This window comes from Hymenobacter arcticus (assembly GCF_054779975.1).
In genome coordinates, this window is record NZ_BAAGXF010000006.1 from 71740 (window position 1) to 96001 (window position 24262).

Below are 24262 nucleotides of genomic sequence, written 5' to 3' on the forward strand. Positions count from 1 at the left end.
CGTTGTCCGTTGCCTGTTTTTTGTTGATAATTATTTGTTAATCAATGAGTTGTAAACAAAAAAACGAGTATTGCAAAACGAGTACCAAAAAACGCAGAAAGACCCCTCGTTCCTCCATAATCTGACGCTATTTGCTGTGAATTTTCTTGAATTGGTAGGCCGGCATCCGGCTGGCTCCCGGGTAGGGCGGGGCATAGGTTTGGTGCTAATGGTGTGGGGGTTGCTGGTGGCCGGGCCCGCCCGCGCCCAAACCGCGCAGGAGCCGTTTGGCCGGGTGCGCATTCAGTACAAGAAATTCGACTGGCAGCAGTTTTCCACCCAGAATTTCAACGTCTACTTCTACGCCGGGGGTGAGGCCAGCGCCCGCCGCACGGCCGCCTACGCCGAGCAGGAACTCCAGCGCATTACGGCGCTGGTGGGGTATTTCCCCTACAGCAAGACCACGCTGATGCTGTATAACTCGGTGGGCGACCTGCGGCAGAGCAACATCAACCTGCCCGTGGCCAACGCCGTGAGCGGCGGCGAGGCCAACTTGGCCCGCCAAACCAAGGTAGAAGTGTCCTTCACGGGCCGCCAAACCGACTTCAAGCGCGAGCTCAGCTACCAGATAACCAAGGTGTTGCTCGATGATATGATGTACGGCGGCTCGCTGCGCGAGGTGCTGCAAAGCAATTACCTGCTGCAATTGCCCGGCTGGTTTGTGGACGGCGCTTCCTCCTACGCCGCCGAGGGCTGGAGCGTGGATATGGACGCCTACATGCGCGACATGGTGCGCCAGTACCCCACCGGCAACCGCACGGCCCCGTTCTTCTTGCGCAACCCGCGCTTGGCGGGCCACAGCGTGTGGAACTACATTGCCGAACGCTACGGCTACGGCACGGTGCAGAACGTGCTGAACCTCACGCGCATAACCCGCGATGTGGAAGTGGGCATCTCGTCGTCGCTGAACGTGCCGTTCAAAGTGTTTTTACGCAATTGGGTGGGCTACTACCGCGATATTAATACGGGGGCCTCGCTGGCTTCCCTCACGGTGCCAACCGAAGCCAACCGCATCAGCGGCCGCAACAAGCGCGGGCTCGACGTGTTTTCGCAGCCCGTATTCAGCCCCGATGGTCAGCACCTGGCTTTTGCTGAGAACGACCAGGGCCGCTACCGCGTGGTGGTGGCCAACCGCGACGGCACCCACCAGCGCACGCTGCTGCACGGCGGCTACCGCACCCCCGATCAGCAAATCGAAACCCGCCTGCCCGTGCTGGCTTGGCGCGGCAACTCGCAGCTGGCCGTAGCCGAGCTGCTGCGCGGCCGCATGGTGCTGCGCCTGCGTGAGGCCCTGACGCTGGACCTGGCTGGCCGCTTCAGCCGCACGCTGCGCCTCAAGCCGCCCACTACCATCTTCGCGCCCTATGACCAGGTGCTGGATATGAACTACTCGGCCGATGGCAAAGCCCTGGTATTTACGGCAGTGCAGAATGGGCAGAACGACATTTACCTACTGCGCGCCGGTAGCCGGCAGCCCGAAAAGCTGACCAACGACCTGTTTGACGACCAGCAGGCGGTGTTTATGCCCAGCGGCCAGGAAATCGCCTTTAGTTCCAACCGCTACCTCGACTCCACGGGCCGCGCCCGCCCCGCCACGTTCCCGAACGTGGTGAATAACTACGACTTGTTTATCTGCCACCTCGATGGCCGGGCCATCCCCATCGAGTCGTTGGTGAGCACCATCTCGAACGAAACCCGGCCCCGGCCGATTTCCGACGACGAGATTCTGTACCTGGGCGAAGAAAACGGTATTCGGGGCCTCTACCGCTACTCGCGCAAAACGGGTCAGCACCAGCCGGTGAGCAGCTTTGCCACCAACATGCAGGACTTCGACTACGGTGCCGCCCAGGGCACGCTGGCGTTCATTCCGCAGGTGCAGGCCCGCGATTTGCTCTATCTCTACCCGCAGTTCCCGCTGCCCACCGACCTGGTACTGGGCAAAACGTCGCGCCAGCGCATTCTGGAAAATCGCTCGCAGCCCGCCCCGGCCCCCGTGCGCCCGGCCGCTACTACGCCTACCGCACCGGCCGCCGCTGCTCCTGCTGCCGTTGACCCAGCTACGGCCGCGGCGGCCGCTAAGCGCCGCAGCACGGCCCCACTCAATCCCAACAACTACCAGTTTGAGGAAGATGAGGACGTGACGCCCACCCGCGCCCGGCGCAATGCCAAGGCCACTACCGCCGCGGCGACCAACGCCCGCACGGCCTCCAGCACCATTGCTGGCCCGTACCGCTACGACACGCGCTTTATGGCCGACAACCTGGTGACGGGCATCGCCATCGACCCGCTGCTGGGCTTCGGCTTCTCGCTGCAAGCCAACCTGTCGGATGCCTTTGAGAATCACCGCTTTCAGGCCAGCCTGTTTGGGCAGCTCGACTTGCGCACCAGCAACATCAACGTGTCGTACACCAACGTGACGCGGCGCTTCGACTGGACAATTGCTTACCAGAAGCAGGCCTACTTCTTCGATGCGGGCGGCGCGGGCGAGCAGTTTCGCTACGGCCGCCACTCGGTAGCGCCCACCATTGCCTACCCGCTCACCCACAGCCTGAGCCTGCGCGGCGGCCCGCGCTACGACAACATCTCGCGCTCGCTCACCGGCGTATCGTCTACTAGTGAAGATATTACCCGCAACTACGCCGGCTTCAATGCCGAGTTGGTGTTTGATAACTCGCGGGCCACGGGCGTCAACATGCTGCTCGGTACCCGCATGAAGGTGGGCGTGCTACAAATGAATGATGTGGCCAACAAGGCCAATGCCTTCGGCAAGTTCTACATCGACCTGCGCCACTACCAGAAGCTGCACCGCCAGCTTGTCTGGGCCAACCGCGTGAGCTACGGCCAGTTCTTCGGCGCAGCCGAGGGCGGCGGCAATCCACAGCAGGTGTTCCGCCTCGGCGGCATGGACAACTGGGTGAGCCAGAGCTATGCCGACCAGCAGCTGCTGGCCCCGCCCGGCCAAAACCCCGACCCCACCAGCATCTTCTACCAGCAGTTCGTCACCAACCTGCGGGGCTTCAACCTGAGCCGCCAAAAGGGTACCCGCTACGTATTGCTAAACAGCGAGTTGCGCTTGCCCATCGTGCAGTACTTCTCCAATAAGCCAATCTATTCGGGCTTCTTCCGCAACTTGCAGATTATCGGCTTCTTCGACGCCGGCACGGCCTACGAGGGTAGCAACCCCTTCGGTGAAAACAACTCCAACACCACCATCAAATTTGGCGGCAACGGCAACATTTTCAACGGTACGGTAACCAACTTCACCAACCCTTTCCTCATTGGCTACGGCGTGGGCATCCGCTCCACGGTGCTGGGCTTCTACACCAAGTTTGACCTGGCCTGGGCCCAGGAAAACTACGTAACCTCGAAGCCCAAACCTTACTTCACGCTGGGCCACGACTTTTAGCGGAGTTGAAATGAAGTAGCGCAATAAGAACGTCATGCAGACCGAAGGGAAGCATCTCGCTCGCATTATTGGATTAATAACCCAACGATTCGAGCGAGATGCTTCCCTTCGGTCTGCATGACGTTCTTTCTTTTCACTCCCTCCCCTCAGCGTACCTTTGCTCCGTGTCGCTGCCCGCTGAAATCTGGCTTTTATTGCTGAAAGACCTGCGCCTGGAATGGCGGCAGCGTAGCGCGCTGGGTGGCCTGCTGCTCTACGTGGGCGGCACGGTGTACGTGAGCTACCTCAGCTTCAGCTTTCGTGGGGGCGCACCGCCGGCCCCGGCCTGGAACGCGCTGTTCTGGATAATTTTACTGTTTGCGGCGCTGGGCGCTGCTGGGCGTGGCCTGGCTCAGGAGTCGGCTGGCCTTCGGCTGTATTACTATACGGTAGCCCGGCCCGAGGCGGTGGTACTGGCCAAGATTCTATATAATGCGTTGCTGCTCATTGCATTAGCTATTCCGGGGCTGTTGCTCTACACGCTGCTACTGGGCAACCCGGTGCAAGACTGGCCGGTGTATTTGCTTAGCATTGGCTTGGGGGCCGTGAGCTTGGCTTCGTCGCTGACGCTGGTGGCCGGTATTGCGGCGCGGGCGGGGCAGGCGGGGGGCGGCACGCTGCTGGCCGTGCTGGGCCTACCGGTGCTGGTGCCGGTGCTGCTGCTACTGGTGAAGGTGAGCAAAAACGCCCTCGATGGCCTGCCCTGGGACGCCAGCCAAAGCTCGGTTATCACGCTGGTGGCGCTGAACTTTATCGTGGGCGCGGTGTCTTATCTGTTGTTTCCATTCCTGTGGCGCAGTTAGGTCAGTTAACAGTCATCAAGTAGCAGTTATCAGCTTTTTGGAGCGCATTAACGACTTGTTTTTAATTGATAATTAGCTGACTGATAACTGATAATTGTTAAATGATAACTGACCTTCCCCCTCAGGCGTTTGCCCGGCACGACGAAGCGCCCGACAGCGAGTTTTATATCTTCGAGCGCCTGGTAACGCACATCGACCCGGCGGCCGTGGCGGCCGTTACGCAGCTCTACCGGCAGCATTTTCCGGCTGGTGGCCGCATCCTCGACCTCATGAGTAGCTGGGTGAGCCACCTGCCCGCCGAAGTAGCCTACGCCCGCGTGGCCGCCCTGGGCATGAATGCCAAGGAGCTGGCCCACAACCCCCGCCTCACCGAGCCGGGCATCGTCCAGAATCTCAACGAAACCCCGCAGCTGCCCTACGGCGATGCGGAGTTCGATGCGGCCGGCATCTGCGTGTCGGTGCAGTACCTCACGCAGCCGGTCGAAGTTTTTAAGGAGCTGGCGCGGGTGCTACGGCCGGGCGCGCCGCTGGTGGTCACGTTCTCTAACCGCTGCTTTCCCGACAAAGCCGTGTACGCCTGGCAAGCGCTTGACGACGCGGGCCACGCCGGCCTGGTCAAGCACTACTTTGAGGCCGCCGGCTTCGGCCCCGCCGAAGTATACGCCCACCGCCCGCCCTACGGCGACCCGCTCTTTGGGGTGGTCGGCCACGTGCCCGCCAACTGAACTGATACTCACACCCTGTTAACTGATACTTGCTATGAAGTGGTGGAAATACATGACCATTGTGCTGCTGCTCTACACGGCGGTAATGGGTTTGCTGGGCCACGTGCCGCGCTTGGCTATTCTCAACGAAACGGAGCGCAACCTGTACTTCCACGTGCCGATGTGGTTTGGTATGACCATCATCCTGCTGGCTTCGGTGGTCAATTCCATCCGCTACCTGCGCGACCCTAGCCCGCGCCTCGACACCCTGGCCCACGAGTCGGCCAAGACGGGTATCCTATTGGGGGTGTTGGGTTTAATGACGGGCAGCCTGTGGGCGCGCTACACCTGGGGCACCTGGTGGACTACCGACGTGAAGCTCAACGGCGCGGCCGTGACCATGCTTATCTACTTGGCTTACTTGGTGTTGCGCGGGGCAGTGCAGGACGAACAGCAGCGCGCCCGGCTGTCGGCCATCTACAATATCTTCGCCTTTGCGGCGGCCATTCCGCTGTTGTTCATCATGCCGCGGCTGGCGTCGGCGTCGCTGCACCCCGGCATGGGCGGCAACCCCGGCTTCTCGAAGTACGACCTTGACAGCGCCATGCGTCTCGTTTTTTACCCGGCCGTAATCGGCTGGACGCTGCTCGGCGTTTGGATTACGGAAGTAGCTTGCCGCTTTGCCTTTGTGAAAGAAAAGATTTATGAAAAACAAGACAAACAACTTGCTTAGCCGGGCCGTGGTCCTGCTGCTACCGCTCTTGCTGCTAGCCAGCGCTGCCTTTGCCCAAGCCAACGCCGCCGACCAGCCCGAAATGGCCGATGCTCTGCGCGCCAGCGGCAAAATCTACGTGGTAGTATTAGTTATCGTTATCATTATCAGTGGGTTACTGGCTTACCTGGTGCGCCTCGACCGCAAGGTAAGCCGCCTGGAGCGTGAAGTGGAAGGCCGCTAAGCCGGCACCTCTTTCGCAGCAAATTTGTTAGCTACATATCTTATGAAAAAGTCGCACATCTTCATCCTGGTCGTCATCGCGGCCGCGGTAGGCATCATCATCAGCACCATGTCGGATGCCAGCACGTATTCGACCTTTGCCATTGCTCGGCAGCAGGCGGCGGCCGGCAACGCGGCCAAGGTGCACGTGGTGGGTACCCTGCCCCGCGACGCCGACAAGCACCCCGTGGGCCTGGAATATGACCCGATGGTGAACCCCAACTACTTCGCCTTCACCATGGTAGATACCTTGCACGTGGCCCAGCGCGTGGTGTACCGCAACCCTAAGCCCCAGGACATGGATAAGTCGGAGCAGGTGGTGATTGTGGGCGCCATGAAGGACGGCGTGTTTGAAGCCGACCAGATTCTGACCAAGTGCCCCAGCAAGTATGTGGAGAAGGACCTGGGTAAAACCGGCCCCCCGGCTACGGCCATGAATAACTAGACGTACCCGTTTCTGCAAAAGCCCGCCGTGCCTAATCAGGTGCGGCGGGCTTTTTGCTGCGGGTGATGAATAGCTTGCTGGAAGAAATTAAATGGCAGTTTTTTGATAATAAATAGTAATCGGGTGTTACTGCAAAAGTTGCCGCTGGTCATTGCGCTGTTAGTAAGCTAGTTGGGTGAAACCTAGTGAGTCGGTTGTGGAACCGGAAAAACCCGCTGGCTAACCGGGCTGGCTTGCGGTAGCCGTTGCCGCGTAAGCAACCCGCGTAGTTAGCACATTATGAGGGCTTGGTGTACTAGCTTTCCCACTTATCTTTCAGGCTGTTTCTATTAATTAACTCGCTTGTCTCTTTTTATGAGTCCCGCCGCTCCTTTGTCTCAGCTGACCTGCGTGGTGGTGGATGACAACGAGATGAACCGGCTCACGCTGGAGCACTACGTTGGCATCACGGATGGCCTTACGCTGGCCGGCGCATTCGCCGACGGCGTGACGTGCCTCAATTACTTCCGCGCGGGCGGCACCGCCGATATTCTGCTGCTCGACATCAGCATGCCCGAGCTTACGGGCCTCGATTTGGTGCGCATTTTGCCCGAGCCGCTGCCCGAAGTGGTACTCGTGACCTCGCACCGCGACTACGCTGTGGACGCCTTCGAACTGCGCGTGACCGACTACCTGGTGAAGCCCCTGGACTACGCCCGCTTCAGCCGCACCGTGGACCGCATTCGCAGCCAGCGCGCGGCCCTGGCCGTGCCCGCGCTGGAAGAAGGTCCCGAAGCCATGTTTGGGGCCGAAGGCCACACGCTGTTCCTGAAAATCAACAACCGCCTCACCCGCGTCAACTTCGACGAGGTACTCTACATCGAGGCCATGTCGATGTACTCGGTGCTGGTGCTGCCCAAGCACAAGCACATTGTGTACGCCACGCTCAAAACCTTTGAGGAGCGGTTGCCCTTCGCCAATTTTGTGCGTGTGCACCGCTCATACATGGTCAATACCGACCTCATAGAGGCCGTGGAAGACAACCAGCTGCAGCTGCCCGGCGGCCACGAGGTACCGGTAGCCAAGGCCTACCAGGAAGCATTTTTTAAACGCTTACGTGGTATTTAGTAGTTAATCAAGTATTTATGAAAAAGGGACGGCACTGCGTTATGCACTGCCGCCCCTTTTTCATAAATACCTGATTGATAATTACTTATAGCTCGCTTGGCAGCTCGCGCAGCGCGGTTTCTACGGCGGCCAGCAGCTGGGCCACGGCCACTTGCCGCAGGGGCTCGTCGGGGGTAGGCAGTAGGGTAGGCAGTTCCTCCAGGGTATGCATGGCCGGAATAGCTGCTTCAATACTTAGAGTGAGCAGGTTGGGTTTGATGTGATGGGCCAGGTCGGCTACCGCTAGCCAGTCGTGGGCGGCGGTGGCCTCGCGGATTTTTTGCAGCATGGGCGGCATGTGCGTCAAAAACGAGGTAATCATGCCCGTGATAAAGGCAGTGTGGCCCTTGGCATCCTGGCGCAGGCGGGCGAGGTCGTAGGCGGGCGGCGGTGGGGGCGGAGCCAGGGCCAGACCGGGGGCGGGCTGGCGCAGCAGGGCCAACAGCTTGGTGTACAGGTCTTCTTCCGCAAAGGGCTTGGCAAGGTAGTCGTCCATGCCGGCGGCCAAGTACTTTTCGTTGTCGCTTTTGAACACGTTGGCCGTGAGGGCCAGCACGGGCAGGGTGGCCTGCGTGGCGTCGGCAAACTGGCGCAGGTGCTGCGTGACTTCGATGCCGCTCATGCCGGGCATCTGAATGTCCATGAGTACCACGTCGTAGGGGTTGTCGCGCAGCTTCTGCAGGGCCACTAGGCCATCCTCGGCCTCATCTACCACCACGCCCCATTGTAGCAGGTGCAGGCGGGCTACCATGCGGTTGATGGGGTTGTCCTCGGCCAGCAGCACACGCACGCCGCGCAGCATCCCGGTATCGAAGGCGTCGGCCACCACGGGGGCGGGCTCCTCGGTTTTGCGCAGTGGCAGGGTAAAAGAAAAAGTGCTGCCTTTGCCGATGGTGCTGGTTACGCCCAGCTCGCCGCCCAGCTGCGTCACCAGCGCCCGGCTGATGGTGAGGCCCAGGCCGGTGCCGCCGTAGCGCCGCGTGGTGTCGGCGTAGGCTTGGGTGAAGCTCTCAAAAATGCGCTCCAGCGCATCGGCCCCAATGCCAATGCCAGTATCCTGCACCGCGAAGCGCACGAGCAATTCCTCCTCGGTTTCGCCCACCAAAAAGCTGCGCAGCCACACGCTGCCGCTGGTAGTAAACTTAATAGAGTTAGATAAAAGATTGAGCAGTACTTGATTAAGTCGGAAGGGGTCGCTCAGTACCCAGGGTGCTTCGTCGGTGGCGAAGGGCTTGAAGCCGAACGTCAGACCCTTTTCCTCGGCCTGCATGGCCAGCGTGGCCACGGCCTGCTTCATGGAGTCGTGCAGGTGAAAGGGGGCGGCCTCTATTTCCAGCTTGCCCGAGTGAATTTTCGACACGTCGAGCACGTCGTTGAGCACGCCCAGCAGGTGCGCCCCCGAGCTGCGGATGGTGCGCACAAACTCCTGTTGCTGCGGGTTGAGGCGGGTTTTGGCCAGCAGGGCGGCCATGCCCAGCACGCCGTTCATGGGCGTGCGGATTTCGTGGCTCATGTTGGCCAAAAAGTTTTCGCGGGCCTGGGCGGCCTGCTCGGCGGCCAGCTGGGCGGCTTTCAGGTCGGTGATGTCGGTGCTCACGCCCAGCACCTGCACGCTGCCATCGGGCCGTACCAGGGGCCGCTTGATGGTATAAAACCAGCGCTCCTCGCCAGTGGGCGAGGTCGAGCGCTCTTCGGCCGTTACTTCTTGCCGGGTGGCCAGCACTCGGGCATCCACGGCGGCATACTCGGCCGCATCGCGGGCTTTAGCTTGCTGCACCTCTGCCGAAGCGGGTACCAGTGCCTGCTCTTCGAGCCGCAGCATGGCCCGGTTGCCAAACACTACCTCGCCCGCGGCATCGCGCACAAATACCAGGCTGGGGTTGGTGTCGAGCACCTGCTGCATAAACTCCTGCTGCTCGCGGCGGGCGGCTTCGCTGGCCTGGCTGCGCGCTTCGGCCTGCACGCGGGCCGTCACGTCGAGGCCGCTGCCCAGCATGTAGGGCAGCCCCCGCCCGGCCCCCGACAGCAGCTTGAACTGCCGCTGGTGGTACACGGCCCCGCCGCTGGGTAGCGGCGTGCGGTCATCCCAAAAAATGGGGAGTGAGCTCACCTCGGCCTGCTCAAACATGCGGTCGCGGTGCGCCGCCAACTCCAGCGGAAAGCCGTAGCGGGCGCAGTACTCGGCCAGAGTGCGGCCCGGCAGCCACTCGCGATGTGCGGGGTCGGGTACGGCCTGGGGGTTGGTGTACACGTAGCGGCGCTGCTCGTCGAGCACGGCAATCTCTACCGGCACTTCGTCGAGAATGGTTTCGTAGAATTTGCGCTGGGCGTCGCGCTGGCTTTCGGCCGCGCGGTGGGCCGTTACGTCGCGGTAGCTGAGGAGCCAGCCGGCGGCGTCGCCCAGCGTAACAGGCCGCATGTTGCGTTCCAGGGTGCGGCCATCGCGCAGGGCTAGCAGCGTGTTGGCCGCTGTGCCCATTGGCCCGTTGGCTACTTCGGCAGCGTAGGCGGCCGGGTCGGCTACCTGCTCCAGCATGGGCTCGGCTAGCTGCTGCAAGGGCATGCCCAGCCACTGGCTAGCGGGCAGCGGCAGGCCCAGCAGGCGGCAAAACTGGTCGTTGATGAGGAGTATGCGCAACTCGGTGCTGAGTAGCAGCAGGCCCTCGCGCAGGTAGTTGGTGAGGACGTTCAGGTGCTGGCGGGCCAGGTCGGCTTCGGCGCGGGCCTGTTGCACTTCGCGCGTGAGGTGGGCCAAGGGGTCGGGGCTTGCCAGGGCAGGGGCATCAATACCAGGCAAGGAACCAGGAGCAGACATGGAATGTAGCAGTTAAAGGGCTGTCAAGGTAAACAAAAAAGCCCGCCACCGGGTCGTAACCACGCCACCCGGCCCGCCCGCCAGGCGGTACCTTTGCCAAAAAATTAATAAGCCCGTGAATTTAATCGTTGGAAATCTGGGTCAGGCCGGCGTTATCCTGGCATTCGTAGCGGCGGCCGTGGCGGCCTACGGCTACTTTCAGGCCGCGCGAGGCCGGGCGCTGGGCGAGGCCGATGCCAGCTGGCTGCGGTTGGCGCGGGGCGCGTTTTTCGTGCACGGCGCGGCCGTGCTCACGGTAGTGGGGTGCCTGTTCAACATTATCTACCTGCACCGCTACGAGTACTACTACGCGTGGTCGCACTCCAGCAACCACCTGCCGGTGCAGTACATGATTTCCTGCTTCTGGGAAGCCCAGGAGGGTAGCTTCCTGCTCTGGATATTCTGGCACGTGGTGTTGGGGCTGGGCATTATGAAGTTCAACAAGCAGTGGGAAGCCCCGGTGCTGGCCGTATTTGCCACGGTGCAAACCTTCCTGGTGAGCATGATTTTGGGCGTGGTGGTGGCCGGCGTAAAAATCGGCTCGTCGCCCTTTATTCTGCTGCGCGATTTTATGGTGGACCTGCCCGTGTGGAAAACTAACCCCAACTTCGTGCCCAAGGATGGCTCGGGCCTCAACCCGCTGCTCCAAAACTACTGGATGGTGATTCACCCGCCCACGCTGTTTCTAGGCTTTGCGCTCACGCTGGTGCCGTTTGCCTTCGCCATTGCCGGCCTCTGGAAAAAGGAGCTGACCACCTGGGTAAAGCCCGCTCTGCCCTGGACCGCCCTCGGCGGCGCGGTGCTCGGCGTGGGCATTATGATGGGTGCTTACTGGGCCTACGAAACTCTGAACTTCGGCGGCTTCTGGAACTGGGACCCGGTGGAGAATGCCGTGTACATTCCATGGCTGGTACTGATTGCGGCCCTGCACGGCATGGTGCTGTGGCAGCGCCGCCGCACTGGCCTGCGCACTGCCTTCGCGCTGGTGGTAGCCACGTTCGTGCTTATTCTCTACGCCACGTTCCTCACTCGCAGCGGCGTGCTGGGCAACGCCTCGGTGCACTCGTTTACGGACCTGGGCCTGTCGGGCCAGCTCATTATCTACCTGGTTTTCTTTGCGGTAGGAGCCATCGCGCTGCTGGCATACCGCTGGAAAAGCATCCCGATTTCGGAAAAAGAGCTAACTGCTTACAGCCCTGAGCTGTGGGTGTTTATCGGTGCTACGGTGCTGTGCCTGGCAGCCTTCCAGGTGGTGGCTACTACCAGCATTCCGGTGTACAATGCCTTCCTGGGCTTCATCGGCATCAAGTCTAACCTGGCGCTGCCCGCCGACCAGATTCAGCACTACACCCGCATTCAGCTGTGGGCCGGCGTGCTCATTGGCATCGTGTCAGGTATTGCGCAGGTGCTGTGGTGGCGGCCAGCTAAAGAGCCGGTTATCAATTCGTTGGCTACGCCGACCATGTTGGCATTGCTGACTACGGCGCTTGTCGTGCTGCTCACGCGCTACTTTGGCCACGCCATGTCGGTGCCCTACGTGGTGCTGCTGCTGGCCGGGCTGTTCGCCATTATGACCAACGTGAGCGCCATTTTTGGGCTCTGGCGGCGTGGGGTGCAGCTGAGCGGCGGCGCAGTGGCCCACTTGGGTATTGCGCTCATGCTGCTGGGTATTCTGGCCTCGGCGGGCTACTCCAACACCATTTCGCGCAACGTGAGTGGTAAGCTCATCTCGAAGGAGATGTCGGATACCGACAATGAGAACAACGTGCTGCTGTGGCGCAACGAAACTGGGGCCATGAACGGCTACGACGTGACCTACGCCGGCCAGTACCTCGACGTGCCCGGCGTACCCGGCTACGTGAACACCACCTTGCTCTACCGCACCGACGACGAGTACAAGGCCGTGGCCCGCGGCGAGGTAAAGTCTGGTGACAAGACCTACTACCACACCGGCGATACGCTCAGCATCCTACCCGAGAACACGTACTACCGCGTTGATTACAACGATAAGAAAACGGGCCAGCAGTTCACCCTTTACCCCCGCGCCCAGGTAAACGAGGAGATGGGCGGCCTGCTGGCCTCGCCCGCCTTGCAGCGCTTCTGGGACCACGACATCTACTCGCACATCTCGTCGGTGCCCGACCCGCGCAAGGAGATTCCGTGGAGCCCCGCCATTCCGCACGAGCTGAGCGTGGGCGATACGCTGTTTCTGAACGACTATTTCGCCGTGTTCCGGGCCATTGAGCAGGCGCACGAGGTGCCCGGCATCAAGCTGCTGCCCGGCGATATTGCTTTGCAGGCCGACATGATTGTGACCGGCGAGAAGGGCAAGAAGTACCACGCGCACCCCGTGTTCTTGCTGCGCGACCGCCAGGTGGGCCACGTGCCCGAAATTGTGGAAGACCTGGGCCTTAAGCTCACCCTCGACCAAATTGACCCCGTGAAGGGCAAGTTCACCTTCGCCATCAGCACCACCGGCAAGGACTATATCATCCTCAAAGCCACCGAAAAGCCCTTTATCAACCTGCTGTGGGGCGGCACCCTGCTCATGGGCTTCGGCCTGGTGCTGAGCATGCGTCAGCGCAAAGCCGCCCGCGCCGTGGCCGTGCCCCAGCCCGCCGGCCGCGCCGGGGCCACCCGCCCGCAGGCCGTGGCCTAGCCCCCGGCAGCCCTTTACAAGAGAGGCGACAGGTACCCGACACGTTGTCGGGCGCTTGTCGCCTCTCTTGCATAGTACCCTGAAGGCTTCGAGGTGCTTGTCGTCTCTTTCGTAAGGGGAAATAGTCTGCGCCGGGGAATGGGGCCAAAAAAGGCTACCCCACTGGGGCAGCCTTTTGAGAAAAACCGTGTGGCGGGCCGCTTAGCGCACAATGCTCAGCGGCTGGCTGGCGAAGGTATTGCCGTGGCGCACCTGCACGCGGTAGAGGCCGGTGGCCAGCGGGCCCAGGTCGAGGGGGGTGGTGGCGTTGTCGCGGGCGGTGCCTGTGTACACCACTTGGCCCAGCGGGTTGAGCACCGTCACGGCGAGGCCGGCCGGGGCGTTGGCCCCCCCAATGGCTAGGCTCACCTGCCCGGTAGCCGAGGGGTTGGGAAACACCGTGAGGGACTGCGCCAGGGCGGGCGTGGCCGTGGCCAGCGCCCCGCCCCCGTTGCCGGCCTCTATCAGAAAGCGCAGGTTGTTAAAGCCGCTCGCGTTGATGTCGCTGAGCCGACCCGACGAGTACGGGTTGCTAAACGTATAGTAAGTGCCCGAGCGGCCCGGCGTTTCGGGCTGGGTACCGGTGGCAAAAAACAGCACCGTAGTCACCTGCTGCGCCAGCCCAGCCAGCACGGCGGTACCGGCTAGCACCGCAATGGGAGTGGGCAGGGCAAAGGTGTGCAGGGTGCCTAGGTCGCTGGTCTGAATAGTATACTCGGCCGACTGGCCCAGCACGCTGCCACTGGCATCGGCCAGCACGCCATACACTTTCTGGCCCACATTGACGGCGTTGCGGCCCAGCAGCGCCCGCACAAACGTAAACGTGAAGGCGCTGGTCGGGCCATAGGCCGCGTAGCAAATACCTGTGAAAGGCGAGGCGATAGGGCCAAACCCGTACCCGCCGTTCACGGGGCTGCCCGGCTTGAGGTAGGAGAAAACGGCCGGCGTAGTGGCGCTGCTCAGGGCCGTGGCAGTGGTGGCCGTCAGGTTGTTATTGGTCGGCGTGGCGTCGGCGGGTAGGGCCACCGCAATGGTGGTCAGGCCCGCATTGGGCAGCGTCAGCCGGGGCCACGTCAGCAGGGTTTTGGCCCCCGGCGCCAGGCTGGCAACGGTTTGCCTGAGGGCCGCCTGGTTGTCGCCGCTCAGGCTGAGCGTCACCACTAGGTCGGTTTGCGGCGTGTTGCCTTTGTTCACCACCAGGGTTTGGTAGGCGTAGGCCTGGCCGGCCGGCAGCTGCTCAATGCCGTAAAGGGCGGTCAGCGCCGCATCGTTGGGCACGGCCGCGTCGAAGTGGTACGTGCGGTTGGCATCGGGCAGCGTAGTGCTCCGAATGCCAAATCCGCCACCGGCCGGGTAGCCGCCATCCTGAAACACCGGAAATATCCACGAGGAAGTAGCCTGCTTGCCCACCGTGGTGAGCTGGGTAGCGTCCGTGCCGTTGCCTTTCAGGCCCACCCCTACCACGCTATTCACCGTAGTGTTGCCCGAGGAAGTAGCCGGGCCATACGTAAAGTCAATGGCGTTGCTACCCTCGTACAGCCGCACCTGAAAGCTGAAGTTGGTGTACTGCTTGGGCACCACCGTTGGGCTGGTAAGGCTGGCGGCGCGAGCCTTGTCGCTCACGTTTTTCCACTGAATGGTGGTGATGCGTCTGCCCACCGCCCCGGTGGTAGCCACCCGGTACTCGGTGGGGCTGGTGCCGGCCTCTAGGTCGGTGTTGAAGGGCAGCAGCAGGTTGGTATCGACCGAGCCGAGGGGCCCGCCGCCGATATCCTGCGCCCCGTTGCTGAAGTACGGGCCCACCGGGGCCGCCCCGCCCAGCTTGAGGTAGCCGTTGGTGTTGAGCACAAACTGCGAGTAGCTGGCCCCGCCGTAGGAAAACGCAAATTCCAGCGGCTGCGCCGCCGAATTGGCGTCGTCCGTGTTGGCGGTGGCAATGGCCGTGCCCGTGGTGCCGAGGTCGGTGTAGGTGGTGTTGGTAGGCTGCGCATTCACGGCAAAGTAGTTAAGGGCCTGGGCCCCAGCTGGCCGGCAGGCCGCGCCCCCCAGCAGCAGGGCCAGCAGCCAGGGGCGGGCCGCCTGCGCAGGTAGGTGGTAGCAGTATTTCATGGGTTGAAAAGGGTAAGAAACGATGGCTGAAAAAAGAGGAAGGGAAGCCGTCTACCAACCCGGGACGGTTGAATAGCTACAAAGAAAGACGTGCCTATTTGAAAGCCGCCGGACCAGGCCAAAAAAAAGCCGGCCGCCCCAGGTAGGGCAGCCGGCTTTGGGCAGGTGCAGGGCAGTTGCCAGCCTCATAGCAGAGGCGGGGCGGGCCTGGCGCAGCTTACTTCACAATGGCAATCTGGCGGGTCATAGTCTCGTCACCGTTGCGTACTTGCAGGTGGTAGAGGCCGGCGGCCAGGTTACTCAGGTCCAGCTTGGTGGTGTAGTTGTCGCGGGCGCTGCCCGTGTACACCTGCTGGCCCAAGGTGTTGGTTACCAACACGCCGAGGTTGCCCTTGGCATTGGCACCTTGGATAGCTAGCTCAAACACACCCGTCGAAGGGTTCGGGAACACCGTTACGGCGCGCAGCAAGGCCTCCGAGGTGGTGGCGGTTACTACTACGGTGGTTACGGCTACATCATCAATGTAGAGGTTACCCTGGTTGGCCGCGCTCTTGATGTGGAAGCCCACGTAGCTGGTGCCTGCGCCGGCGGGCAGCAAGGCTACTGCGGGAGTAGAGGTGCCATTGGCCAGCGCATAAGTCGTGTTGGTGATGGCGGCGTTGGTGTAGAGCAGGTTGGTCTGGGCGGCTACGGTAGCGGCCGTGCCCGACTTCACTTCCAGGCTCTCAATGCCCGTGGCGGTAGCGCCCACGCCCGAGGTGCGGTAGCGGAAAGCCACCTGGTAGCGGGTGGTAGTAGTGGCCGGGGCCAGCGTCAGGGCGGGCGTGAAGAACCAGTCGTCAGCGGCCACGTTGTTCACCACAATACCGTTGTAGCGGATAGAGTTGGTGCCCGAGTTGGGGTTCTCGGTCGAAACGCGCCAGGTAGCGCCGTCGGCGTTGGCGTCGAGCGTGGTGATGCCGCAAGGCAGCAAGCCACCCACCGGAATGTTGTCGAAGGTCTGCGAATACGGGAAGGCCGTGATGGTCGTAACGGCATCGCAACCAGTATTGAAGGTAACGGGGGCCGAAAGCAGGCTGGTGCCACCGCCAGTGCAGTTGGTACGCACATACACCTGGTATTGGCTGCCAGCCACTAAGCCATTGATGGTAAAGGGGTTAGTGGTAGCCGTAACGGTGGTGCCCTGCGTGGCGGGCTGGAAGCCAACCGGGCCGTAGATAATCTGGTAGCTGCCCGAAGCGCTGGCATCGGTGAAGGACACGGTAGCTGTGTTAGATGTGGTGCTGGTTACGGTCAGGGCGGTAGGAGCCGCGCAGCCAGGGGCCGCCGCAAAACCTACTTCAATACCCAAGCGAATGGCGAGGGTGGTAGTGGCCAAATCAGTCCAGCCGTTTGCTCCATCAGAGGAGTAGTAGAAAGTAGCGGACCGCAGAGGAGTTTCGGCCTGCGTAGCAACGCTGATGCCCGTGTTACCAGCTTCCTTCACGCCTACGTAGAACGAGCCGGTGAGCTGAATGCCTGGTAGGGGCACAGTGATGTCAGCCGCAGTAGTCGGGCGGTTTTGGGCCGCCGACGTGAAGAGCAGCTTGCCCGGCAGGCCGCCCGTGCCAGTGGCATCGTACACCACTACCTGGAAGGGCGTGGTAGTAGTTGGGGTCTGAGCGCCCAGCGACACAATGGCGTCGGAAAGCACGACGGTACCGGGTACGGTGTACTTGACGTTGAATACCGTGGTTGAGTTGGCAAAACCGTCAAGCGTGCCGGTGAATGCTTTGCCCGGCTCGATGTATGTGAGACGGTTGGTGGTAACCAGCTGCGAAACCGTAGCAGAGTTATTGGTATTGTTGCCGTCGTCGGCCACGCTCACCGTCACTACGTTGGTGCCGGGGTTGAGCGTGGCGGGCAAGGTGCCTACCGTAACTGTGCCACGAACTCCCACGCCAAGTGAAGCGACCGTAACTGCCGAAGTGAAGGTATTGGCACCCGTGATGTTGAGCGTTACCCGCACGTTGGTCTGCGCGGCCGTGCCGTTGTTGGAGATAAACGCCCGCACGGTCTGGGGTAGCGCGCTGGGCGTAGCAATCTTGCCTAGGGTATACACCGTTTGAATGGCGATATCGTTGGCTGGCGTCACGTAGGGCACAAAGTGGTACGTGCGGCCCGCGTCGGGCGTTACCGTCTTGGTAATGTTATGAGCTGCATTACCATAGTTGGTGTTTTGAAAGGTGGTGCCACTCCAGGCAGTACTGGCGGCTTTTTGTGCCAGCGTCAACTGGCCGGCCGTGAGGCCCGAGCCTTTCAAGCCCACATTGGGAAAGCGCGTGCCGGCCGCACCGCTGCCAGCCACTGCGCCATCGTACACAAAATCAATGACATTGGTAGTCTCATACAGCTTAATCTGAAAGCTGATGTTGCCATACTGCGTACCGTTGGCCACATCGGTACCTGCGCCGGCTTTGTCAGCCACGTTGCGCCACTGAATGGTGCACACGCGGTTGGGCGCGATACCAGTAGTCAGCACTTGGTAGTTGGCCCCGCCCGTGCCGGTACCGGGCACCAGGTCGATGTTGAGCGGCATCAACAGGTTGACGTCGGCCGCATTGGTGCTCACTAGTGGGTCGGTCCACGTTGTCGACGAGGTATTGTTATCGTAATACAGCGCTGCGGTAGAAGGCGCCGCGCTACCCAGGCGAATGACCCCGTTGGTATTAAAAACAAACTGAGTAAAGTTGGTCCCGTTGTAGGAAAACGTGAAACCAATATCCTTCGCTGCCGAATTGGCATCGTCGGTATTAGCTGTTTCGATGACATTACCAGTGGTGCCTAAATCTGTATAGGTACCTGTTATATTGGTAGTTGAAAGCGGTGAGTAGTTCAGCGTCTGTGCCTGGGCTGCTACCGTAGCCCCACCCAGCAGCGCAGCCGTTAGGCCCAGCTGCCGCAAGCGGTGGCTCCAGGAGTTTACCCGAGTGTAAGGGTTTGTCATCTGAGGAAATTGAAAGTGAAAAGGAAAAAGCGAAAAAGTATTTTTAAAGCAAACGTAAAGCAGTTGGTAGGCACTAATTCTAAGCCTAGCTTAAAGCCCGGCATTTGCGCCCACAAGATGCTACTTTTTTGGTAAACTCCCACCGTGTAATTGACAAACTTCTCGCTTTAAGTAGGCTAGCCTCAGGCGTATTTGGCCTCGGCCGCGCTGGCCCCGACCTTTGGCTTCTTATGCTACCTTCTGTTTCTACGGCGTTGCGGGTTGGGTTATTCGGGGCCGGGCGCGTGGCGGCTGCGCTGGGGCCCGCGCTGGCGGCGGCCGGGCACCACGTGGTTTTTGTGGCGGGCCGCACGCCGGGCCTGGCCCAGGCCCTGGCCGCGCAGCTGCCCGCCTGCCAGGCGTGGGCCACCCCCGCCCCCCTGCCCCCCGCCGATGTGTACCTGCTGGCCGTGCCCGATGCGGCCGTGCCCGAGCTACTTACCTCCGTGCCCTGGCCCGCCGGGGCCGTGGTAGCCCACCTGGCCGGGGCCGTGCCGCTGGCCGTGTTTGCGGCCGCGCCGCACGTGCAGGGTGGGGTGCTGTACCCCCTCCAAACCTTTAGCGCGGGCCGGGTTATCGACTGGCGCGCGGTGCCGCTGTTTGTGGAGGCAACCGGCCCGGCGGCCGAAGCCCGGCTGCTGGCGCTGGCGCGCACCCTCAGCCAGCAGGTGGCCCTGCTGAGCTCGGCCCAGCGGCTGCGGCTGCACCTGGGGGCCGTGTGGGCCAGCAACTTCACCAATCACCTGCTGGGCGTGGCCCAGGCGCTGCTGGCCGAAGCCAGCCTGCCCTTTGAGCTGCTGCACCCGCTGGTGCGCGAAACCGTGGCCAAGGCCCTGGCGGCCCAGCCCTCGCCCTTTGGCGTGCAAACGGGCCCCGCCGTGCGCCACGATGCGCCCACGCTGGCCGCCCACGAGGCGGCCCTGGCCGCCCACCCCGCCTGGCAGGCCCTCTATACCCAGCTGTCGGCGAGCATTGGGGAGGCGGCAGCAATGAGCGTGGAGCCGAAACAGTAAAGAATTGCGGGCCAGGTAATTCTCCTTTCCGCTTTCCCAATTCTTAATTCCCAAACAGGGGGCCTTAACTTTGTGCCTTGCATCAGGCCCAGCGGGCAACTTTATTTTGACTCCTTCGACTATTATTTTTCAGTTTCAGGACGGCCAGCCCGCCCAAACGCACGTGGCGGCCAGCGGCGAGTCGGTGCTCGACGTAGCCCTCAACAACGGCATTCAGCTGCAGCACAACTGCGGCGGCGTGTGCGGGTGCAGCACCTGCCACATCTACGTGGACCAAGGCGGCCACGACCTGCCCGAGATTTCCGACAAGGAAGAAGACTTCATTGACCGCGCCATCAACCCGCGCATCAGCTCGCGCCTGGCCTGCCAGTGCGTGCTGCCCAACGAAAGCCTGCAACTGGTAGTAACGCTGCCCCCCCAAAACTTTCTGGGACACTAATTTTTAAGGGTAGGCGGGTGCGAGGGTAAGTGGGTAAGAGGGACTAATGCCTCCCGCCTGCCCCCTCTTATCCGCCTACCCCCATACCCTCCTACCCAATCAAGAGATGAACCATTACGAGCCGCCCATTCAGTGGGCCGACCACGAGGATGTGGCCATTGCCCTGTACGAAAAGTTTGGCGCCGACTTCACGGAGGCCAAAATCTACCGCATCCGCTTCACCGAGCTTATCGACTGGGTGCTGAGCCTGCCCAACTTTGAGGGCACCCGCGAGCAGGCCAACGAAGGCCACCTGGAGCAGATTCAGGCCAAGTGGGTGTACGAGTGGCGTGACCACCAATAAGCTGGCTAAACCCCACGCGCGGGCCTGCGTATGACACCACCAAGGCCCCGCTAGTAGCCACAGGCTAGCAAGGGGCCGGTAGTGATTTCTTTTTTTGGCCGAACACATGAAAACCGGGACTGTAAAATTCTTCAACGAAGCCAAAGGCTTCGGCTTCATCACCGACGACACCACGAAGGAAGATTTCTTCGTGCACATCACCGGCCTCAACGGCGGGCAGATTCAGCAAAACGACCGCGTGGAGTTCGAAACGCAGGAAGGCCGCAAGGGCGTGAATGCCGTGAACGTGCGCCGCGTGTGAACCACTGACCTCGCTGCGTAAGTAGCCCAAACGCCCCTGCCGGTTGCCGGTGGGGGCGTTTTGCGTGGTGGGGGTAGGGGCCGCCGTATCTTCGGCAGCTTTCGCCCGCCCCATGCCCACCGCTCCGCTGCCTGCGCCCACCGCCGGCCCGCCCCCGCCCGGGAGCGGTGAGGAGCAGCTGTTGCCCGGCCCCGGCCGGGGCAGCCACCTGGCGCGGGCACTGCCGGGCCTGGTACGCTGGCCCAACTTGGCCATTATGCTGCTGAGCCTGGGGCTGGTGCGCACCATGCTGCTGCCGGGGCAGCCGTTAGGTACGGTGCTGCTGGCCCCGCGGTTTGGGCTGCTGGTGCTGGCGGCGTTGCTGGTGGCGGCGGCCGGCTACATCATCAACGACTACTACGATGTGAAGATTGACGCCATCAACCGGCCCGACCGGCTGGTGGTGGGGCGGCTGCTGCGGCGGCGCCACGCCATGCTGGCCCACGTGGTGCTGAGCGGGCTGGGCGTGGCCCTGGCGCTGATGCTGTCGTGGCGGCTGGGGGCGGTGACGCTGGGCGCAGCGGCGCTGTTGTGGGGCTACTCGGCCCGCTTCAAGCGGCTGGCGCTGGTGGGCAACCTCAGCATTGCGGCGCTCACGGCGGCGCTGGTGCTGCTGCCGGCCCTGCTCCCCAAAATCGGCAGCTTTAACTTGCCCAAAGCGGTGTGGCTCTATGCGTTAGCGGCTTTTTTGCTGACGGTGGTGCGCGAAATAGTGAAGGACCTGGAGGATATGCGCGGCGATGCGCAGCACGGCTGCCGCACCCTGCCGCTGGTGTGGGGCGTGGCGCGCAGCAAGTGGGTGGCCGGGTTTTTCCTGGCCTGCCTGCTGGCGCTGGTGCTGGGTGCGGCCGGGCAGCTGCTGGCCTGGGGCCGCTGGCCGCTGGCCGCCTGGCTGCTGGTGCTGGTGCTGCTGCCCCTGCTGGAGCTGGCGCGCCGGCTGGCCCGCGCCGACCGTCGGCGGCACTTCCGGCAGCTCAGCGCGTGGTGCAAGGGCATTATGCTGGCGGGCATTTTGAGTATGCTGCTGGTATAAAGCATCTGCATATTATATTTCAACGAAGCAAGGCGAACGTGCTGGGCGTGGAGCCCGGTGAAAGTCGCGGGGGAGAAGTTTTTGGGTCAGCCTGTTGCGGGCCTGCCCGGCTGTTCAACTAGTATAGCCGGCGAGCCGGCCAGTTCGCTTGGTTTCTTGTGGTGTGGGGCTCATCTTTGCAGCCACTACACAGACCTTAATAATTAAGTAGAATAAAGTAAGGGAGCTTTAATGCTTCATACTAGGGGAAGATAGTGCGCTGTGAAGAGTAGGTGGCCGGTTTTTTATTCTATTCGTTTCCTTATATGCTCATTTTTACCCTAGTGCAGCGTACCCGGTTAGGTCTTTGGCCAGTGCGCGCCGCCTTTGGTTGCCTGGCGCTGGCGGGGCCACTAGCCACCCGGGCGCAAACGCGGGCCGCCGTGAGCGGCCAGGTTACTGGTCCGGCCGGCCCTCTCGAATTTGCCACCGTCACATTGCACCGCGCCACCGACTCAGTGGTGGTAAAAACGGAGTTTAGTGACGCCAGCGGCGCGTTTCGGCTGGATGCGGCGGCCGGCCCGCGCTACCTGGTGTCGGTGGCGCAGGTGGGCTTTGCCCGCGCCTGGAGCCCGGCGTTTGTCCTGCCGGCCACCGGGCTAACCCTGGCGCCCCTGCAACTGGCTGCCAGCCAGGCCACGGCCCTCAAGGAAGTGACCGTGACGGGCCGCAAGCCGCCCTACGAGCGCCTGGCCGACCGCACCGTGGCCAACGTGGCCGACAGCCCCCTGGCGGCCGGGGCTACCACGCTCGACGTGCTGGGCCGCTCGCCGGGCGTGACGCTTGATGCCGGCAACAACCTGAGCTTGCGCGGCCGCCAGGGCGTACTGGTGGTGGTGGATGGCAAGCGCGTGCCGCTCACCGGCCAGGAGCTAGCCGACTACCTGCGCGCCCTGCCCGCCCAGCAAGTGCAAAGTCTGGAGTTAATTACTAATCCACCAGCTAGTTATGATGCGCAGGGTGGGGCGGGCGTGATTGCCATCAACCTCAAGAAGGACCAGCGCCTGGGGCTCAACGGCAGCGCCAATGCCAGCTACGGCCGCGGTGAGCTGGGAAAGTTTACGGGCGGCGGTAGTCTCAACTACCGTCGCCAGAAGCTCAACCTGTACGCCAACTACGCCTATGCTGACCGCCGTAATTTTCTGCGGCTCGATTTTGACCGGCAGTTTGCCGCCACGCCGCAAATGCCGGCCCGCCGCACGCTGCAATACAACGACCAGGCCTCGCAGCTGCGCTCGCACACCGGCAAGGTGGGCCTCGACCTTAACCTGAGCAAGCGCACGCTGCTGGGCATGTCGGTGAGCACGCTGGTGGCGCGCACCACCTCCGACACGCCCAGCCAGACGCAGGTGTTTGACGGGGCCGGGCAGCCCACCGGTCGCTATTCGGGCAACGCCGCCCAGGACATCAACCGGCCCAGCGGCAGCCTCAACCTCAACCTGCGCCACGCCCTGGCTGACTCGGCCAACGCGGGCTTCGTGACCGTCGATGCCGACTACGCCCGCTACCACACCACCCGGCTGCTGGCGCTCAATACCTACTTTGAGGCACCGGCGCAGCCTACCAGTTTGCTCAGTGGCGACCAGCGCAGCAACCTCGATATTGGGGCGCTGAAGGCCGATTTTAGTCAGCCGCTACCCCACCGGGCGCGGCTCGATGCTGGGGCCAAAGTGACCCGGGTAGCGTCGGACAGCGACGTGGACTTTGCCAACACCGTGAGCGGCGTGACGACCCCGGCGCTGGCCATTTCCAGCCAGTTTCGGTACCGTGAAAATGTGAACGCCGCCTACGTGAGCCTGCGCCAGGCGCGGGCCCGCACCACGCTGCAAGCCGGCCTGCGCGCCGAGCAAGCTAACACCCGGGCCGAAACGCTGGGCGGGGCCGCCAACGAACGTCATTATATCCAGCTGTTTCCCAATGTGTTGGTGCAGCACACGCTGAGCAAGCAGCACGCCTTGGCGCTGGCGGCGGGCCGGCGCATCGACCGGCCCAGCTACGTGCAGCTCAATCCCATTCGCTCGTACCTCGACGTTACCTCGTACCGCGCCGGCAACCCCGACCTGGTGCCCGCCACTAGCTATAATGTGGAGGTGAGCCACACTTACAAGCAGAAATTCACCACTGCCTTGGCCTACGCCCGCACCAGCCAGCCCCTCGTAAACGTGGTGCAGCCCGCCCCCGACGGCGGCCAGCTGGTGGTGAACCGCGACGTGAACCTGAGCACCCAGCACTTCTACACCCTCACGCTCACCGCGCCCCTGCAACTCACCAAGTGGTGGACGCTCTACGCCAACGGCCTGTTCTACTACAACCGCTACCAGGGCGCGCTGGCCGGCACCACCCTCGACCGCGGCGGCTTTGCCACCAACCTCACCCTCAACAACAGCTTTGTGCTGCCCCGCGGCTGGGTGGCCGAGGTAAACGGCTTCTACGAGTCGCGCGAAGTATTTCAGTTTCAGGTCATTCAGCCCCGCGGGCAGGTGACGGCGGGCGTGCAAAAAAGCCTTTGGAACAAGCAAGCTACCCTGCGGTTGAACGTAGCCGACATCTTCTACACCGTGCCCACCCGCGTGGCTTCTACTTACGACAACTTTACGGAGAGCTACTACCGGCGCGAGGATACGCGGGTGGTCACGGCCGCCTTTAGCTACCGCTTTGGCAATGGCAAGGTGGCCGCCGCCCGCCGCCGCGCCGCCGGGGCCGAGGAGGAGCTGCGCCGCGCAGCCGGGCAGTAGATGAATAGCGGATGTAGCAGCGTAACTGCCTGGCTACATGCAGCTAACTGATTTGTAA

General features: G+C 62.2%; 17 protein-coding genes. 14 read left to right on the forward strand and 3 right to left on the reverse strand.

The genetic code is table 11. From position 1 onward, the window contains the following. Window positions 1–208: 208 nt before the first annotated feature. From ACYVGC_RS12295 to ACYVGC_RS12325, 7 genes are all read left to right on the forward strand, one after another. Complete coding sequence (locus tag ACYVGC_RS12295) at window positions 209–3445, forward strand: hypothetical protein (RefSeq protein WP_460584126.1); 3237 nt, start codon at window positions 209–211, stop codon at window positions 3443–3445. Window positions 3446–3609: 164 nt separating this feature from the next. Beyond that, window positions 3610–4287 carry a heme exporter protein CcmB gene (locus ACYVGC_RS12300; protein ID WP_460584127.1) on the forward strand — a complete coding sequence of 226 codons (678 nt, stop codon included), beginning with the start codon at window positions 3610–3612 and terminating at the stop codon, window positions 4285–4287. 101 nt (window positions 4288–4388) lie between these two features. After that, on the forward strand, window positions 4389–5012 hold the full coding sequence (locus tag ACYVGC_RS12305) for a methyltransferase domain-containing protein (protein WP_460584128.1): 624 nt from the start codon (window positions 4389–4391) through the stop codon (window positions 5010–5012). A 34-nt stretch (window positions 5013–5046) separates the two neighbouring features. Beyond that, entirely contained in the window at window positions 5047–5724 is a 678-nt protein-coding gene (locus ACYVGC_RS12310; RefSeq protein WP_460584129.1) for a cytochrome c biogenesis protein, read from the forward strand. After that, on the forward strand, window positions 5696–5947 hold the full coding sequence (locus ACYVGC_RS12315) for a CcmD family protein (RefSeq protein WP_460584130.1): 252 nt from the start codon (window positions 5696–5698) through the stop codon (window positions 5945–5947). Before ACYVGC_RS12310 ends, ACYVGC_RS12315 begins: the two co-directional genes overlap by 29 nt. 42 nt (window positions 5948–5989) lie before the next feature. After that, window positions 5990–6430: a cytochrome c maturation protein CcmE domain-containing protein gene (locus ACYVGC_RS12320; RefSeq protein WP_460584131.1), complete on the forward strand. Its 441-nt coding sequence runs from the start codon at window positions 5990–5992 to the stop codon at window positions 6428–6430. A 354-nt stretch (window positions 6431–6784) separates the two neighbouring features. Further along, window positions 6785–7537: a LytR/AlgR family response regulator transcription factor gene (locus tag ACYVGC_RS12325; RefSeq protein ID WP_460584132.1), complete on the forward strand. Its 753-nt coding sequence runs from the start codon at window positions 6785–6787 to the stop codon at window positions 7535–7537. An 85-nt stretch (window positions 7538–7622) separates the two neighbouring features. Here the strand turns inward: ACYVGC_RS12325 and ACYVGC_RS12330 are convergent, their stop codons facing one another. Next, on the reverse strand, window positions 7623–10391 hold the full coding sequence (locus ACYVGC_RS12330; protein ID WP_460584133.1) for a response regulator: 2769 nt from the start codon (window positions 10389–10391) through the stop codon (window positions 7623–7625). 115 nt (window positions 10392–10506) lie between these two features. Between ACYVGC_RS12330 and ccsA the strand changes: the two genes are divergently transcribed. Next, a complete protein-coding gene (gene ccsA, locus ACYVGC_RS12335; protein WP_460584134.1) occupies window positions 10507–13089 on the forward strand; it encodes a cytochrome c biogenesis protein CcsA in 2583 nt (860 codons plus the stop codon). Between the two features lie 201 nt (window positions 13090–13290). Here ccsA and ACYVGC_RS12340 read toward each other — a convergent pair whose 3' ends face one another. Further along, window positions 13291–15237: a T9SS type A sorting domain-containing protein gene (locus ACYVGC_RS12340; protein WP_460584135.1), complete on the reverse strand. Its 1947-nt coding sequence runs from the start codon at window positions 15235–15237 to the stop codon at window positions 13291–13293. A gap of 217 nt (window positions 15238–15454) precedes the next feature. Beyond that, the gene (locus ACYVGC_RS12345; RefSeq protein ID WP_460584136.1) at window positions 15455–18223 is read right to left on the reverse strand and encodes a T9SS type A sorting domain-containing protein; all 2769 of its coding nucleotides are present in this window, start codon (window positions 18221–18223) and stop codon (window positions 15455–15457) included. A 230-nt stretch (window positions 18224–18453) separates the two neighbouring features. On the opposite strand from ACYVGC_RS12345, the gene ACYVGC_RS12350 reads away from it, so the two are divergent. The 6 genes from ACYVGC_RS12350 to ACYVGC_RS12375 all read left to right on the forward strand — a co-directional run bounded on the left by ACYVGC_RS12350 (window position 18454) and on the right by ACYVGC_RS12375 (window position 24204). Next, entirely contained in the window at window positions 18454–19275 is an 822-nt protein-coding gene (locus ACYVGC_RS12350; RefSeq protein ID WP_460584137.1) for a DUF2520 domain-containing protein, read from the forward strand. 106 nt (window positions 19276–19381) lie between these two features. After that, complete coding sequence (locus tag ACYVGC_RS12355; protein ID WP_460584138.1) at window positions 19382–19714, forward strand: 2Fe-2S iron-sulfur cluster-binding family protein; 333 nt, start codon at window positions 19382–19384, stop codon at window positions 19712–19714. 106 nt (window positions 19715–19820) lie between these two features. Beyond that, a complete protein-coding gene (gene iscX, locus ACYVGC_RS12360) occupies window positions 19821–20057 on the forward strand; it encodes a Fe-S cluster assembly protein IscX (protein ID WP_460584139.1) in 237 nt (78 codons plus the stop codon). A gap of 106 nt (window positions 20058–20163) precedes the next feature. After that, window positions 20164–20358 (forward strand): cold-shock protein, encoded by a 195-nt coding sequence (locus ACYVGC_RS12365; RefSeq protein ID WP_223651647.1) that lies wholly within the window; start codon window positions 20164–20166, stop codon window positions 20356–20358. Window positions 20359–20470: 112 nt separating this feature from the next. Then, window positions 20471–21430, forward strand: a complete 960-nt coding sequence (locus tag ACYVGC_RS12370) for a geranylgeranylglycerol-phosphate geranylgeranyltransferase (RefSeq protein WP_460584140.1) — start codon at window positions 20471–20473, stop codon at window positions 21428–21430. A 305-nt stretch (window positions 21431–21735) separates the two neighbouring features. Next, window positions 21736–24204, forward strand: a complete 2469-nt coding sequence (locus ACYVGC_RS12375; protein ID WP_460584141.1) for an outer membrane beta-barrel protein — start codon at window positions 21736–21738, stop codon at window positions 24202–24204. Window positions 24205–24262: the final 58 nt, after the last annotated feature.